The 15872-nt window shown below is 70.2% G+C and carries 13 protein-coding genes and 1 pseudogene; 6 read left to right on the top strand and 8 right to left on the bottom strand.

Annotation, left to right across the window (positions count from 1 at the left end; all coding sequences use genetic code 11):
- Positions 1-81: 81 nt before the first annotated feature.
- Positions 82-1758, top strand: a complete 1677-nt coding sequence (locus tag BLW14_RS05330; RefSeq protein ID WP_093704844.1) for an AMP-binding protein — start codon at positions 82-84, stop codon at positions 1756-1758.
- Positions 1755-3362, top strand: coding sequence for an AMP-binding protein (locus tag BLW14_RS05325; RefSeq protein ID WP_093704842.1), 1608 nt, complete (start codon positions 1755-1757; stop codon positions 3360-3362). Before BLW14_RS05330 ends, BLW14_RS05325 begins: the two co-directional genes overlap by 4 nt.
- 34 nt (positions 3363-3396) lie before the next feature.
- Here the strand turns inward: BLW14_RS05325 and BLW14_RS05320 are convergent, their stop codons facing one another.
- Together BLW14_RS05320 and BLW14_RS05315 are read right to left on the bottom strand one after the other, a co-directional pair.
- Positions 3397-3621, bottom strand: coding sequence for a hypothetical protein (locus BLW14_RS05320; RefSeq protein ID WP_018523791.1), 225 nt, complete (start codon positions 3619-3621; stop codon positions 3397-3399).
- A gap of 153 nt (positions 3622-3774) precedes the next feature.
- Entirely contained in the window at positions 3775-4473 is a 699-nt protein-coding gene (locus tag BLW14_RS05315) for a hypothetical protein (RefSeq protein WP_093704840.1), read from the bottom strand.
- Positions 4474-4722: 249 nt separating this feature from the next.
- Here BLW14_RS05315 and gcl point away from each other — a divergent pair, with 249 nt between their 5' ends.
- The 4 genes from gcl to BLW14_RS05295 all read left to right on the top strand — a co-directional run bounded on the left by gcl (position 4723) and on the right by BLW14_RS05295 (position 9096).
- Positions 4723-6498, top strand: a complete 1776-nt coding sequence (gene gcl / locus BLW14_RS05310) for a glyoxylate carboligase (protein WP_093704838.1) — start codon at positions 4723-4725, stop codon at positions 6496-6498.
- Positions 6499-7117: 619 nt separating this feature from the next.
- Positions 7118-7426, top strand: coding sequence for a TetR-like C-terminal domain-containing protein (locus BLW14_RS05305; protein WP_371128050.1), 309 nt, complete (start codon positions 7118-7120; stop codon positions 7424-7426).
- A gap of 229 nt (positions 7427-7655) precedes the next feature.
- Entirely contained in the window at positions 7656-8579 is a 924-nt protein-coding gene (gene lgt, locus BLW14_RS05300) for a prolipoprotein diacylglyceryl transferase (RefSeq protein ID WP_093704836.1), read from the top strand.
- A 97-nt stretch (positions 8580-8676) separates the two neighbouring features.
- On the top strand, positions 8677-9096 hold the full coding sequence (locus BLW14_RS05295; protein ID WP_093704834.1) for a DUF4260 family protein: 420 nt from the start codon (positions 8677-8679) through the stop codon (positions 9094-9096).
- A gap of 117 nt (positions 9097-9213) precedes the next feature.
- Here the strand turns inward: BLW14_RS05295 and BLW14_RS35005 are convergent, their stop codons facing one another.
- The 6 genes and pseudogenes from BLW14_RS35005 to BLW14_RS05260 form a co-directional block, all read right to left on the bottom strand.
- Positions 9214-10062, bottom strand: coding sequence for an acyltransferase family protein (locus tag BLW14_RS35005; protein WP_256332682.1), 849 nt, complete (start codon positions 10060-10062; stop codon positions 9214-9216).
- Positions 10063-10207: 145 nt separating this feature from the next.
- A pseudogene (locus BLW14_RS35000) lies at positions 10208-10378 on the bottom strand (helix-turn-helix domain-containing protein); the annotation flags it as partial.
- Positions 10379-10733: 355 nt separating this feature from the next.
- The gene (locus tag BLW14_RS05275) at positions 10734-12191 is read right to left on the bottom strand and encodes a catalase (RefSeq protein ID WP_093704828.1); all 1458 of its coding nucleotides are present in this window, start codon (positions 12189-12191) and stop codon (positions 10734-10736) included.
- A gap of 219 nt (positions 12192-12410) precedes the next feature.
- Positions 12411-13310 carry a 2-hydroxy-3-oxopropionate reductase gene (locus BLW14_RS05270; RefSeq protein ID WP_093704826.1) on the bottom strand — a complete coding sequence of 300 codons (900 nt, stop codon included), beginning with the start codon at positions 13308-13310 and terminating at the stop codon, positions 12411-12413.
- Between the two features lie 41 nt (positions 13311-13351).
- A complete protein-coding gene (locus BLW14_RS05265) occupies positions 13352-14191 on the bottom strand; it encodes a TIM barrel protein (protein WP_093704824.1) in 840 nt (279 codons plus the stop codon).
- A 230-nt stretch (positions 14192-14421) separates the two neighbouring features.
- Entirely contained in the window at positions 14422-15864 is a 1443-nt protein-coding gene (locus tag BLW14_RS05260; RefSeq protein WP_093704822.1) for a cellulose binding domain-containing protein, read from the bottom strand.
- Positions 15865-15872 lie beyond the last annotated feature (8 nt).

Here is a 15872-nt window from a genome sequence, read left to right as displayed (position 1 = left end):
CCGGGGGTGGTGAGACCTGGGTCACTGTTTACATCATGTGAGGACCCGGGGGACCGGCCGGGTCGGTAAAGAGGAGGGCACATGCCGGAAACGAGTGCGACGGAGACGTTCCGGGCGGCCCGGGACTTCCTGCTGCGGCACCGCGAGGACTACGCCGCCGCCCGCGCGGGCTTCCGCTGGCCCCGCAGCGACCACTTCAACTGGGCGCTCGACTGGTTCGACGTCATCGCCCGCGACAACGACCGCACCGCCCTGCACATCGTCGAGGAGGACGGCACCCGCACCGAGGTGTCGTTCGCCGAGATGTCCGCCCGCTCCGACCGGGCGGCTAACTGGCTGCGCGCCCAGGGCGTGAGCGAGGGGCACCGCATCCTCGTCATGCTCGGCAACCAGGTCGAGCTGTGGGAGACCGCGCTCGCCGCGATGAAGCTGCGCGCCGTCGTCATCCCGGCGACCCCGCTCCTCGGCCCCGCCGACCTGCGCGACCGGGTCGAACGCGGCCGGGTCAGGCACGTCCTGGTCCGGGACACCGACACCGCCAAGTTCGACGAGGTGCCCGGCCGCTACACCCGGATCTGCGTCGGCGCCCCGGCCGAGGGCTGGCTCGACTACGCGGAGGCCGCCGAGGCGCCGCGCCCGTTCACGCCGGACCGCGAGACCGACGCGGACGAGCCGCTGATGCTCTACTTCACCTCCGGCACGACCGCCAGCCCCAAGCTCGTCGAGCACACCCATGTCTCGTACCCGGTGGGCCACCTGGCGACGATGTACTGGATCGGCCTCAAGCCCGGCGACGTCCACCTCAACATCTCCTCGCCCGGCTGGGCCAAGCACGCCTGGTCCAACCTCTTCGCGCCGTGGAGCGCCGAGGCGACCGTCTTCATCTTCAATTACACCCGCTTCGACGCGGGCCGGCTCATGGCCGAGATGGACCGCTCCGGCATCACCAGCTTCTGCGCCCCGCCCACCGTCTGGCGCATGCTCATCCAGGCGGACCTGACCCAGCTGAAGACCCCGCCGCGCGAGGTGGTCGCGGCCGGCGAACCCCTGAACCCCGAGGTCATCGAGGCGGTCCGGCGCTCCTGGGGCGTCACCATCCGCGACGGCTTCGGCCAGACGGAGACCGCCGTGCAGGTCGCCAACAGCCCCGGCCAGGTCCTGAAGCCCGGCTCGATGGGACGGCCCAGCCCCGGCTTCGACGTGGTCCTGCTCGACCCGGTGAGCGGTGAGCCCGGAGCGGCCGAGGGCGAGATCTCGCTGGACCTGTCGTCGCACCCGGTGGGCCTGATGACCGGCTACCACGGCGACCCCGAGCGCACGGCCGAGGCGATGGCCGGCGGCTACTACCGCACCGGTGACATCGGCTCCCGCGACGAGGACGGCTACATCACGTACGTCGGACGTGCCGACGACGTCTTCAAGTCGTCCGACTACAAGATCTCCCCGTTCGAGCTGGAGAGCGCCCTGCTGGAGCACGAGGCGGTCGTCGAGGCCGCTGTCGTCCCGGCGCCCGACGAGGTACGCCTCTCCGTTCCGAAGGCGTACGTGGTGCTCGCCGAGGGCTGGGAGCCCGGACCCGACACCGCCAAGGTGCTCTTCGCCCACTCCCGCTCCGTGCTCGCCCCGTACAAGCGGGTGCGCCGGCTGGAGTTCGCGGAACTGCCCAAGACCGTCTCCGGCAAGATCCGCCGGATCGAACTGCGCGAGCGCACCGCCCAGGGCGGCGGCACCGAATACGCCGAAGGGGACCTGGCATGACCGAGCCGTCCTACGCACACGGCACGGGCACCACCGCGCTGCTGGGCGACACCATCGGACGCAACCTCGACCGGGCCGTCGCCGCCTGGCCCGACCGCGAGGCGCTGGTGGACGTACCGTCCGGGCGGCGCTGGACGTACGCCGAGTTCGCCGCGGACGTCGAGGAGCTGGCGCGGGCGCTGATGGCGTCGGGCGTGGCCAAGGGGGACCGGGTCGGCATCTGGGCGGTCAACTGCCCGGAGTGGGTGCTCGTCCAGTACGCCACCGCCCGCATCGGCGCGATCATGGTCAACATCAACCCCGCCTACCGGGCGCACGAGCTGGAGTACGTGCTGAAGCAGGCCGGGATCTCCCTCCTGGCCGCCTCCCTCACGCACCGCACCAGTGACTACCGGGCCCTGGTCGAGGAGGTCCGTGCCAACTGCCCGGACCTGCGCGCGGTGCACTACATCGGCGACGCGTCCTGGGGCGAACTGCTCTCCTCGGCACACCGGATGACGGCTGATCAGCTCGCTGCCCGCGAGGCGGAGCTGTCCTGCGACGACCCGATCAACATCCAGTACACCTCGGGCACCACCGGCTTCCCCAAGGGTGCGACGCTCTCCCACCACAACATCCTCAACAACGGATACTTCGTAGGGGAGTTGGTCGCCTACACCGAGCAGGACCGAGTCTGCCTCCCGGTCCCCTTCTACCACTGCTTCGGCATGGTGATGGGCAACCTCGGCATCACCTCGCACGGCGCGTGCATCGTGATCCCCGGGGGCTCATTCGAACCGGCCGCCGTGCTGAGCGCCGTGCAGCAGGAACGTTGCACCTCGCTGTACGGGGTGCCCACGATGTTCATCGCCGAGCTGAACCTGCCGGACTTCGCCTCGTACGACCTCTCCTCGCTGCGCACCGGGATCATGGCCGGGTCGCCGTGCCCGGTCGAGGTGATGAAGCGGGTGGTGGCCGAGATGCACATGGACGAGGTGTCCATCTGCTACGGCATGACGGAGACCTCCCCGGTCTCCACGCAGACCCGCCGCGACGACGACCTGGAGCGCCGCACGGGCACGGTCGGCCGCGTCATGCCGCACATCGAGGTCAAGGTCATCGACCCGGCGACCGGGGTGACCCTGGAGCGCGGGCGGTCCGGCGAGCTGTGCACCCGGGGCTACAGCGTGATGCTCGGCTACTGGGATCAGCCCGAGCGGACCGCCGAGGCGATCGACGCGGGGCGCTGGATGCACACCGGGGACCTCGCGGTGATGCGCGAGGACGGCTACGTACAGATCGTCGGCCGCATCAAGGACGTGATCATCCGGGGCGGCGAGAACATCTACCCGCGCGAGATCGAGGAGTTCCTCTACCGCCACCCCAAGATCGCCGATGTGCAGGTGGTCGGCGTGCCCGACGAGCGGTACGGCGAGGAGGTGCTGGCCTGCGTCATCCCCGCGGACCCGGCCGACCCGCCGGCCCTGGAGGACGTACGGGCCTTCTGCGACGGGCAGCTGGCGCACTACAAGGTGCCGCGCCTGCTTCAGATCCTGGAGACCTTCCCGATGACGGTCAGCGGCAAGGTCCGCAAGATCGAACTCCGGGAGAACTACGGGGGTTAGGGCGTCGCGGGTGGGCGGACCGGCGTCCGGCGGCTCAGGCCGCCTCGATCACGTCCCCCGCGTCGCCCCGCGTAGCCGCGGCCCACTGGAGCAGCAGCACCTCGTAGGCCGCCGACTCCACGGGGGACCAGTCCTGGCCCGCGCGGGCGTCCACGAGCGCGCGGATCGCCTCGTTGGCCTCCAGGGCGGAGCGCCTGGGAAGCGCGGGGGCGTGCGCGGGCGTGTCCGAGGGTGGTGAAGTCCGTGGAGTTAAGACCATGCGTTCCACTGTAGGGCCCGCCACTGACAACGAACCGCACATCGGGGGCCGTTGGCCAGAACGTGACGGATCACACGCAGTGTGGCCGGGCGGTTTCTGTGAGGCACGACACGCCGCCCGGCCCCGGTGTCCGAAAATGTGAGACGCGTGCGGTCAGGCCCCGGTGCTGAAGAGCTCGTCCGCCGCGCCGTTCACCGGCTGCGGGGAGCCGGTGAGGTCCATGACGAACAGCGGGACGAACAGTGCGTCCGCGCGCCCCCGGGCCTCCGGCGCGTACCCCGCGAGCGAGAACAGCACCCCCCGCACCGAGCCGTTGAGCGCGTTGAGCCACAGGCACTCGACGTCGCGCAGGGCGGTCGGCCGGGTGCTGGAGTCCACCTGGGCGATCAGCCCGGCCGCCCGCAGGTCGATCCGGGACGCGGGCCGGTTGGCCGGATGCGTGACCTCGCGGAAGCCCAGCCACGTCAGGTAGTGCGCCGCTGCCGAGACCGCGTCGCGCCCGGTCCGGATCGTCAGGGGGCGGAATGCCGGCCGCGGTGCCGCCGCGGTGCGCGGCAGCGGTATGTGCGCGGGCCGGACCGCCCCGGCGGACGCCACCGGCCGCACCGGCACCCGCAGCACAGCACCGCACGGGCAGCACAGCTCGGGCTGCGGCCACTGGTCGTGCCGCCCGCAGCCCCGGCAGCGCACGGTCACCCAGTCGTCGTTCCAGGTGCGGTGGGTGATCGGGGTGACCGGTGCGCCGCGCAGCAGCGGCGGGGCGGTCGGCTCCCCGCACGGGCAGGGGTAGACCGGCGTCACGTACGCGTGGTCGCGGCGGCAGGCCGGGCACCGTACCGGCACTGACTCCACCCGGGGCTCCTCCCGTACCGCTGCAGTAATCCACCCATGCTCCACCAAGAGCCCTCCGCCCGGTGGGGAATCGCTCCACTTGCCGCCCTTCCCCGCGCACTGCTCCCGTCCCTTGACGACGGTCCGGGCACGCCTTAGATTTGCTTCCACATAACAGAAGAAACTTTCCGCATTACGGAATAGGTGCTCTCAGGTGGCGCGAAGAGCCCGACTCCACCCAGGGACGAGCAGGAGCACTCAATGCCTCGTATGACCGCTGCCCGCGCGGCAGTCGAGATCCTCAAGCGCGAAGGCGTCAGCAACGCGTTCGGTGTGCCCGGCGCCGCGATCAACCCCTTCTACGCGGCCCTCAAGGCGGCCGGCGGCGTCCACCACACGCTCGCCCGCCACGTCGAGGGCGCCTCCCACATGGCGGAGGGCTACACCCGGGCCCGCCCGGGCAACATCGGCGTCTGCATCGGTACGTCGGGACCGGCCGGCACCGACATGATCACCGGCCTGTACTCCGCGATCGCGGACTCGATCCCGATCCTGTGCATCACCGGCCAGGCGCCGACCGCCGTCCTCCACAAGGAGGACTTCCAGGCCGTCGACATCGCCTCGATCGCCGCCCCGGTGACCAAGGCCGCCACCACCGTCCTGGAGGCCGCGCAGGTCCCGGGCGTCTTCCAGCAGGCGTTCCACCTGATGCGTACGGGGCGACCCGGCCCGGTCCTCATCGACCTGCCGATCGACGTGCAGCTCACCGAGATCGAGTTCGACCCCGACCTGTACGAGCCGCTGCCGGTGCACAAGCCCGCCGCGACCCGGAAGCAGATCGAGCGAGCTCTGGAGATGCTGAACGCCTCGGAGCGCCCGCTGCTCGTCGCGGGCGGCGGAATCATCAACGCCGACGCGTCGGAACTCCTCGTCGAGTTCGCCGAGTTGACCGGCGTTCCGGTCGTCCCGACCCTCATGGGCTGGGGCATCGTCCCCGACGACCACGAGCTGAACGCCGGCATGGTCGGCCTCCAGACCTCGCACCGCTACGGCAACGCGAACTTCCTCGAGTCCGACTTCGTCCTGGGCATCGGCAACCGCTGGGCCAACCGCCACACGGGCAAGCTCGACGTCTACACGCAGGGCCGCACCTTCGTCCACGTGGACATCGCGCCCACCCAGATCGGCAAGATCTTCGCCCCGGACCTCGGCATCGTGTCCGACGCGAAGGCGGCCCTGGAACTGTTCGTCGAGGTCGCCCGCGAACTGAAGGCGGCGGGGCGTCTGCAGGACCGCTCGGCGTGGTCGGCGTCCACCCAGGAGCGCCGCGCGACCCTGCAACGCCGTACGCACTTCGACAACGTGCCGCTGAAGCCGCAGCGGGTGTACGAGGAGATGAACCGCGCGTTCGGCCCGGAGACCCGGTACGTCACGACGATCGGCCTCTCCCAGATCGCGGGTGCCCAGATGCTCCACGTGTACCGCCCGCGCCACTGGATCAACTGCGGCCAGGCGGGCCCGCTGGGCTGGACGATCCCGGCCGCGCTGGGTGTCGCCACGGCGGACCCCGAGGGCTCGGTCGTCGCGCTCTCCGGTGACTACGACTTCCAGTTCATGCTGGAGGAGCTGGCGGTCGGCGCCCAGCACCGCATCCCGTACGTGCACGTCCTGGTCAACAACTCGTACCTCGGCCTGATCCGCCAGGCCCAGCGCAACTTCGACATCGACTTCCAGGTCAACCTGGAGTTCGAGAACCTCAACTCCCCGGAGCTGGGCGTCTACGGCGTCGACCACGTCAAGGTGGTCGAGGGCCTCGGCTGCAAGGCCATCCGCGTCACCGAACCGGACGCCCTCCTCCCGGCCTTCGAGGAAGCGAAGAAGCTGGCCGCGGAACACCGCGTCCCGGTGGTGGTCGAAGCGATCCTGGAACGCGTCACGAACATCTCGATGAGCGGCTCGGACATCGCGTCGGTCAACGAGTTCGAGGACATCGCGACGGACCCGGCCCACGCGCCCACGGCGATCAGGCCGTACGTGGGGGCCTGACGCCCAGGGCCCCTTGCACCCCCGCCCCCGGAGAGCGCCTGCGGACCCCCGTAGGCGCTCTCCGCGTTGCCCTGGGGGATATCTCGTCCAGGAGTTCGGGCCATGACCTGAGAGCGCTCTGAAGTGACCGGTGTGTTCAGAGGGCCGTGGGGCGTACTCCTCATCCTCGTGAATCTGCTCAACGCCTACATCGCCCACGGCGCTCTGATGGTTCAGCCGCAAGGAGCCTGGGGCCGACAGCACTCTGACAGGGATCGGGTTCGCGGCCGGGGAGGTCGCCGCGGGCCGAGACGCCTACGGCCACGGCCCGGCAGCCGTCGTCGTCCGGGGCGGGCAGGCGGGCGGCGGACCAGTCCCTCGATCCGGGTGCTGAACACGCTGGAGGACATGCGCTCGCACTCGCGGTCACCGCCGCCGACTCGGAAGGAACTCGCTTCGGCCGGGGCCGAGTTCATCCCTGCCGCCCTTGACGGCTAACGCCGGTAGCCGTACTCCATGTCCTGCGCCAGGCGAACCATCCCTTGCGCTTGAAGCCCTGCCTCGACAGCGGCTTTGTCGGGAAAGTGCTTGTACAAGGAAGGCTGCTGAGGCCGAGATCGGCGACGATCCGCCCCTGCTGGTGCTCGCGAGCGCCTATCGGCAGCATGCGCTCGCCGGCCCGCATCTCTACCGTCTTACCCACACTCGGCCGCTCGCCCGCCCCGCGCTCCCCGAGGGGCTCGAAGACCGCGCGGCGATGCCCCTGGCCCGCGCGGTGCATGGCGACATCGAGATCGCGCGGTCGTTCTGGGCGTTCGCCCACGGCATGGTGACACTCGAACTCGACGGCCGATTCCCGCCCGGCGCAGCCCTGGACGCCGCCTGGCGCACCGGCTGCGAGGCGTTCACCGACCTGCTCCGGAACAAGCAGGGCGGCGATGCCCCGTGACGGCCATCGCCAAGTGTTCCGCTCCTGGCCCCCTGCTCCTGCTATGGACCGCCGCACTCGGCACCACGCTCAGGCGCCGGCCCTGAATGCTCGCTCGACCGGGCGACGCGCGGACAACTGCCGCCCGGGGTGCCCAGCGGTCACGGCTCCTGGACAAGGAGTTCCGGCAGGAAGCCGTCCGGTGCGCGCCTGATGACCAATCCCTCACCAAGCCTGCTACGGAGTGAGCATGGATCTCGCCCACCTGCCCAGCCCCGCAACCGGGGTACTGCACCTGGGCCCGGTGCCGTTGAGGGCTTACGCCTTCTGCATCATCCTCGGCGTGTTCGTAGCGGTCTGGCTCGGCAACCGGCGCTGGGTCGAACGGGGCGGGGACCGGGGCGTCATCGCCGACATCACCGTCTGGGCCGTGCCGTTCGGCCTCGTCGGCGGACGGCAGTACCACGTGCTCACCAGCCCCGACGCGTACTTCGGCATCCATGGTGAGCCGATCCGGGCTCTGTACGTGTGGGAGGGCGGGCTCGGCATCTGGGGCGCCATCGCTCTGGGCGGTCTTGGCGCGTGGATCGGCTGCCGTCGCCGCCGCATCCCCCTTCCCGCCTTCGCGGACGCCATCGCCCCGGGCATCGCCGTAGCCCAGGCGATCGGCCGCTGGGGCAACTGGTTCAACCAGGAACTCTACGGCCGCCCCACCACGCTGCCTTGGGGCCTGGAGATCGACCGCGCACACCGTCCGTCCGACATGCTCGGCATCACCACGTATCACCCCACCTTCCTCTACGAGTCGCTCTGGGACATCGGCGTCGCCGCACTGGTCCTCTGGGCGGCCCGGCGGTTCGCACTGGGCCACGGCCGGGCCTTCGCCCTGTATGCCGCCGCCTACACGGCCGGCCGATTCTGGACGGAGTACCTGCGCATCGACGAGGCCCACGCGTTCCTCGGCCTGCGCCTGAACGGCTGGACCTCCATCGTGGTCCTGCTCGGCGCGACCGCCTACCTCGTCGTATCGGCCCGCCGCCTCCCGGGCATCGAGGACGTGTCGCGGCCCCGGAGCCAGGGCGGAACGGAGAAGGGCGACAAGCCTCGTAACACCATGCCGACACCGAACATCGACGCGTCCACCGGCACCCCGGCCGGGGCAGAGGCCGACTGACGGCCCGAACGGACTCACTCCAGGAGAGTCACTCCCAACCATTCGCCCCCCGCCCCAAGCTGGGTCCCGCCCCCTTCGCCTCGCAAGGAGTGCACGCATGACATCCCCAACGCGCCGCAGGGCTGTGAGGAGTTCGGCCTCGGGGGTGGTCCGCGGTGCCTGGGCTCTGCTCTCTGTGTTTCTGCTGGTCTGGACTGTGCTCGAGATGGTCAACCACGGCGGCGGGACGATTGCGCTGGGCATATTGGGCGTCATCGCTCCCGACCTGACGCGGTTTGTCGGGCCTTCGGGGCCGCGCGAACCCGGGCAGCTCCCACGCGGCAAGGTGCCCGCCTACAACCTCGTCCACCGGCCGATCGTCCCAGTTCTGGGGCTCATCGTCGTCCCCTTACTGCCGGGCGACGGGCCAGGTGCCAACGTCGGGCTGTTCACCTTCGCGCTCGGCTGGCTGCTGCACATCGCCTCGGATCGGGCGCTCGGCCACGGACTGCGTAATGCCGACGGTTGGCAGCGCTGATACTCCGGCCGGGCTTCGGTGTGGGTCGCTCCTCGCACCGTGCCCGACGCCACGGCTCGTACCGCCGGGAGTGCGCGGGCCCCACGGATGACAACCCCGTCTCACCGGCTGACGCCTTCACATCTCCTGACGGACGCCAGGAAGCCGGCGCAGTCCGGCTGCCAGCAGGAAGGCCGCCGACGATGCGAACGCCCCGGTCGTCACCCAGGCGCCGGCCGGGGAGAGCCCGCGGCCCGTCAGGTAATACTGCACGGCCACCACCAGCGGCACGTGAAGGATGTACACGCCGTAGGAGTCGGCTGCCAGTTCTGCGGACAGTCGGCTGCTGCGGGTGACCACCTCCCGGAATACGGTCAGCAGTCCGAGGCACAACGACACACACAGAGCGCTGTCGTACGCCGCCCACGCCAGTGCCGGCCCGTTGAAACCGCCGGGCCCGAAGCAGTTGGCGTCCGCTCCGACGACGAACAGTACGGTGACTCCCGTCAGGCCGCCGCCCAGCCATACCCAGCCGACGCGAGCGTCGAATTCCTCCAGCCAGTCGTAGCGGTACGCCAGCACGCCGAGGACGAAGAATGCCGCGTACTGCGGCACCCGGGCGGGCTCAACCTGCGGGAAGTCCAGCACCGGGACCCACTCGTCCAGCGGGTACCGCAGCCTGACGAGGAAGGTGGCGGCCGCGATCACGGCAGTCAGCCCGAGCAGGGCCCGGTGCCGGGGCGCCGGGCACGCAACGTGCACTCGTCCACCGCGGCGCAGGCGCTGCAAGAGGCGGCCTGCCCGGCTGCAGACGACATACAACACGGTGTAGGCCAGGAGGTTCTGGATGAACCACAGGTGCCCGAACCGGAGGTCCGGCCAGGACGGTCCCGTCCAGTCCGCGGGTTTGTCCCCCAGGCCGAGATAGACATCCAGGAAGTAGCTCGAACAATTCGGCGCTCGCGGCGCTGTCCTCCAACAAGACATGCCGCAGGTAGCCGCGCAGCACAGGATCCGCCCCGAACAGCCGGGCCGACACCCTGCCCAACGACTCCATCAGACCGGCATCCGGATCCACTCCCGCCAACTCCCCGCCGATCCGGTCCAGCACGTACTCATCAACGGCGGCCCGCAGTCCCTCCTTCGACCCGAAATGCCGCGTCACGAGCGCCGGCGACAGCCCCGCAGCCGCTGCGACCGCTCGCGTGGAAGTTGCCTCGAACCCTCGCTCGGCGAACAACTCCAGCGCCGCTTCCCGCAACCGCGCTCGACCCGTCAGATCACGCTTCTCCACCGTCGTCATGCCTCGCAGCGTAATCACCAGCCCACCAGGTAGCGGGCGACGCTCAACTGTCCGATCTCAGAGGGGTCGACGCAGCCAAGGGCCCTCATGGAGCCGTCGGCGTTTTCCGAACGCACCGGAAGGGCGCGGAGTACGGGACCGTATCCGTACTCCGCGCCCTGGTTCAGGGGGAACAGGGGCCGCGGCGGTAGCGCGAAGGGGGGCTGCACGGGCCTTCAGGTCTGGTGACCGGGCCGCCCTCCCGCGTACCACCGCACTGGCATCACGCCACCGCCGCGGCCTCGTCCTGCCTGCGCCGTGCGATTACCCCTCATCCGGGTGGACGCGTCGGCGCGGGCAGGGTTCGGGGGTGAGGTCAGTCCTCGCGGAGGGCGCGGACCGCCTCCTCCACGCGCTTGCCGTACTCGGGGTCGGCCGCGTGGAAGTGGGCGAGGTTCTTCTCGATGACGTCGTCCCGGGACACCTGGGACAGGCCGCCCGCGATGTTCGCGATCAGGCGGTCCTTCTCGTCGGCCGACATGAGGCGGTACAGCTCGCCGGCCTGGAAGAAGTCGTCGTCCTTGGTGTGGGCGGGCGCCTCGTGGGTGCCGGTCCAGCCCTGGACGGGGAGCGGAGCGGAGAGCGCCGTGTCCGTCTGGGCGGGGCCCGCGTACGAGTTGGGCTCGTAGTTCTTGTCGTGGCGCGAGCCGTACCGCGTGGCGTGGAGGCCGTCGCGGCCGTAGTTGTCCGCGGTCGCGGCGCGCGGTGCGTTCACCGGGAGCTGGGTGTGGTTGATGCCCAGGCGGTAGCGCTGCGCGTCGGCGTACGCGAACAGGCGGCCCTGGAGCATCTTGTCCGGGGACGGACCGATGCCGGGCACGAAGTTGTTCGGCGAGAACGCGGCCTGCTCGACCTCGGCGAAGACGTTGTCCGGGTTGCGGTCCAGCACCAGCCGGCCCACCCGCTGGAGCGGGTAGTCCGCGTGCGGCCACACCTTGGTGACGTCGAACGGGTTGAAGCGGTAGTCCGCGGCCTCGGCGGCCGGCATGAGCTGCACGTACAGCGTCCAGGACGGGTTCATGCCGCGCTCGATGGCCTGGAGCAGGTCCGTCTGGTGCGAGTTGCCGTCCTTGCCGACGAGCTCGGCGGCCTGGTCGGCGGAGAGGGACCGCACGCCCTGGTTGGTCTTGAAGTGGTACTTCACGAAGTACGCGTCACCGGCGGCGTTCGTCCACTGGTAGGTGTGCGAGCCGAAGCCGTTCATGTGGCGGTACGAGGCGGGGATGCCGCGGTCGCCCATCAGCCAGGTGATCTGGTGCGTGGCTTCGGGGGAGTTGCCCCAGAAGTCCCAGACGTTGTCCGGCTCCTGACGGCCCGTGAACGGGTCGCGCTTCTGCGAGTGGATGAAGTCGGGGAACTTGATCGGGTCCTTGATGAAGAACACCGGGGTGTTGTTGCCGACGAGGTCGTAATTGCCCTCGTTCGTGTAGAACTTGAGCGCGAAGCCGCGCGGGTCGCGCACCGCGTCCGCGCCGCCCAGCGAGTCGGCGACGGTCGAGAAGCGCAGGAACGTCTCGGTGCGGCGGCCCACCTCGGAGAGGAAGTCGGCGCGGGTGAAGCCGGTGACGTCGTCGGTCACCTCGAAGTAGCCGTACGCGCCGGAGCCCCGGGCGTGCACCACGCGCTCCGGGATGCGCTCCCGGTTGAAGCGGGCGAGCTTCTCCAGGAGGTGGCCGTCCTGGAGGAGGATCGGGCCTCCGGCACCCGCGGTGGCGGAGTTCTGGTTGTCGGCGACCGGGGCGCCGGACTCGGTCGTAAGCACACGCTGCGTCATGGTGTCGGGGCGACCTTCCGTACGGGAGCTGCTGAACTGCGACGGCCAGGGGGCAGAGTCCTGGGGGCGTGTCCGGAGCGTAAAGAGGCCCGGGATGCGGCGTCAACAGTTTGTTGAAATTCGTGGTGGGAGGGTGTTCCGGACGGTGCCGGCGCCTGGGCGCGACAGGACAGGTGTCAGCGACGGCACCGTCCGGAAGTCTGGGGGAGCGGCCGGGGGTCAGCTCTGGACGGGCTGACCCGACAGACGCTCGACCGAGCGGAGCAGTGCCGAGTGGTCCAGGCCGCCGTCACCCTGCGCGCGCAGCGAGGCGACGAGCTGGGCGACCACACCGCCGACGGGCAGCGCGGCACCGACGTTGCGGGCGGCGTCCGTGACGATGCCCATGTCCTTGTGGTGCAGGTCGATCCGGAAGCCCGGGGTGAAGTCCCGGTTCAGGAAGTTGTCCTTCTTGCGAGTCAGCACGGTCGAACCGGCCAGGCCACCGTTCAGGACGTCCAGCGCGGCGGCGAGGTCCACGCCGGACTTCTCCAGGAAGACCACGGCCTCGGCGCACGCCTGGATGTTCACCGCGACGATCAGCTGGTTCGCGGCCTTCACCGTCTGGCCGGACCCGTGCGGGCCGCAGAGCACGATGGTCTTGCCGAGCGCTTCGAGCAGCGGCTTCGCGGCGTCGAAGTCGGCCTGCTCGCCGCCCACCATGATGGAGAGGACGGCCTCGATCGCGCCGGCCTCACCGCCGGAGACGGGGGCGTCCAGGACCCGGATGCCCTTCTCGGCGGCGTTCTTCGCGAGGTCCACGGAGGTCTGCGGGGTGATCGAGGACATATCGATCAGCAGCGCGCCGCGCTTCGCGTTCTCGAGGATGCCGTCGGGGCCGTACGCGATGGCCTCGACCTGCGGGGACGCGGGCACCATCGTGATGACCACGTCCGCGTCCCTGACCGCCTCGGCGATCGAGGAGGCGCCGGTGCCGCCGGCCGCGGCCAGCCGGTCGACCTTGTCCTGCTCCAGGGTGTATCCGGTGACGTCGTAACCGGCCTTGATCAGGTTCTCCGACATGGGCGAACCCATGATGCCGAGACCGATCCACGCAACCTTGGGGAGGTTGTTGCTCATGAGGGTGCCTTCCGATCAGCGTGTACGGGGGCTCCGGCGCCCTAGCGGGCGGGCCGCGCGGCGGCCGGGAGCCAGTCGAAGGAGTCGGCGCTCGGGCGGTCGCCGGGCTTGTACTCCAGCCCGACCCAGCCCTCGTAACCGGCCTTCGTCAGCTCGTCGAGGAGCTGCTCCAGGGGGAGCGAGCCGGTGCCGGGCGCGCCGCGGCCCGGGTTGTCGGCGATCTGGACGTGACCCGTCCTGTCGGCGTACGCGGTGATGACCTGGCTGAGGTCCTCGCCGTTCATCGACAGGTGGTACAGGTCCAGCAGGAACTTCGCGTTGCCGAGGCCGGTCGCGGCGTTGACCCGGTCGACGACCTCGATCCCGGCCGGTGCGCTCACCAGCGGGTAGCGCGGGGACTCCGGCGCGTTCAGGGTCTCGATCAGCAGCACCGCGCCGATCCGGTCGGCGGCGCGGGCCGCCAGGACCAGGTTCTCCAGGGCGAGTTCGTCCTGGGCGGCGGGGTCGACGCCGTCGACCCGGTTGCCGTAGAGCGCGTTGAGCGCCTTGCAGCCGACCGAGGCGGCGAAGTCGGCCGCCACCTCGATGTTGGCCCGGAAGCGGTCCGACTCCGTGCCGGGCACGGAGAGCGCGCCGCGGTCGGGGCCGGGGAGCTGTCCGGCGTAGAAGTTCAGGCCCACCAGCTGGGTGCCGGCGTCGTCGAGCGCCTTCTTGAGGGCGTCGAGCTCGGCCTGGTCGGGGGTGGGGGTCTCGATCCAGGGCCACCACAGCTCGACCGCCGTGAAGCCGGCCGCGGCGGCTGCCGCGGGTCGCTCCAGGAGCGGGAGTTCCGTGAAGAGGATCGAGAGGTTCACATCGAAGCGCTGGTCCGGGTAGCCCATGAGGGTTTCGGCGCTCCTTCCGTATTGCGGAAGTTTGTTTCTGCTTAATGGAAGATTGCCCGGCGGGTGGTGGGGCTGTCAAGGGGGTGCCCGGAATTCGGGCCGGTCAGGAGGTCCCCACGACTCGGGGCGGCGTGTCCGGGCGGAAGCTCCGGACACGCCAAGAACACGCGAAAGGCGGGGCGGAGGCCCGTCGGCCCACCGCCCCGCCCGTACGTCCCGCTACCGGATCACCCGGCCGGAACCGTGTCCTGGAACGTCGTCCCCGCCGCGCGGTACGCGGCCACCTTCGCGTTCACCTGCGCCGGCGTGAGGACGTGGTCCTTCACGTGCAGCACGTAGTCCACCTGCTGGTCGTACGCGCGAGGCGTGGTGCTCGTCTGTCCGGCCAGGTCGATCAGCCACTGGTTGAAGTTGATGGACATGCCGCGCTCCGGCAGGTAGGCCGCGCCGTGCGTGCCGAAGAGCTGCCCGTCGATGTAGTACGTGATCGCGTTGTTGTCGATGGTCACGACCAGGTCGTGCCAGCCGGCGTAGCTCTGCCGGGACTCGGTGTGCTGGTTGACGGCCTCCCACGGGTCGGGTCGGTAGGTCTCCCACGAGGTCGTGTAGAGGATGTTGCCGCTCTCGCCCCAGCCGCCGTTGGGCAGGTACTCGAAGTCGTACTCGGCGTAGTCGTCCGCCATCGGGGCCTTGAGGTCGTTGATGGTGAAGAACGTCTGGACGAGGTGGTCGCCGTCAGGGCCCGACTTCGGCGCGTCGTTGAACTTGACCCGTGCCGCGTAGGTGCCGTTGCGGAACTTCATCGACTGGGTCAGGATCTCGGTCTGCTTCGTCGACTCGCCGGTGCCCGCCGTCGACGTCTCCAGGTTCATGATGGAGTTGCCGCTCTGCGTGGCGAACGTGACCTTGTCCGGCGCCCAGGTGGCACCGGGCACGCCCGGCCCGCCCGCGTTGGAGCGGACGCTCCAGCCGTGCGCGGCGATCTGCGGGTCGCTGTGGCCGCCGTAGTTGAAGTCGTCGAAGAGGGCCGGCCCGTTCTCGCCCGGGTCACCCGGGTCCGTCGGGTCCGTGGGATCGGTCGGGTCGGTGGGGTCGTTGCCCTCGGGCGCCGCGCCCCAGACCGTCGCGCCGCCGAGCTGCGCGGTCACCTTCGACCAGTCCGCGTACGCGGCCGAGCCGGCACCGAAGGAGTGGTCGTCGCTCTGGGTCAGCGTCTGCCAGTTCGCCCGGTAGAACCGCAGCTGCATGTCGCCGGTGTCGGCACCCGGTGCCAGCGAGCCCGCGCCCGAGGTGAATCCGATCTCCAGATAGCGGTCGGCGGTGGCGGTCGGCTTCGCGAGCGTGCCGAACGTGCCGGTGATGTTGCCGCAGCCCTTCACCGCCCAGGAGCAGGCGAAGCGGTAGGCCTCGCCCACCGCGTCGCCCTTGAAGTAGTAGCGGACCTTGACGTCGCTGAGCTGCACGGAACCGCTGCCGGTGTTGCGCACCTTCAGCCAGGGTTCGCTCTGGTCGGCCGTGGCACCGGACGCGCCGGTGCGGTACTGCACGGCGAGCGATCCGCCGGCGGCGCTCGCCGTCGTGGGGACGGCGGCCAGGGCCGTACAGCCGAGCGCCGCGGTGACGGCGGCCGCCGCTGCGGCGCGCAGCCGGCTCTTCGCGAGTGACTTCATGCGTCTGT

This window comes from Streptomyces sp. 2131.1, from assembly GCF_900105515.1.
GTDB lineage: Bacteria > Actinomycetota > Actinomycetes > Streptomycetales > Streptomycetaceae > Streptomyces > Streptomyces drozdowiczii.
Note: the sequence above shows the minus strand (reverse complement) of the source record. Positions and strands in the feature narration are given on the sequence as shown.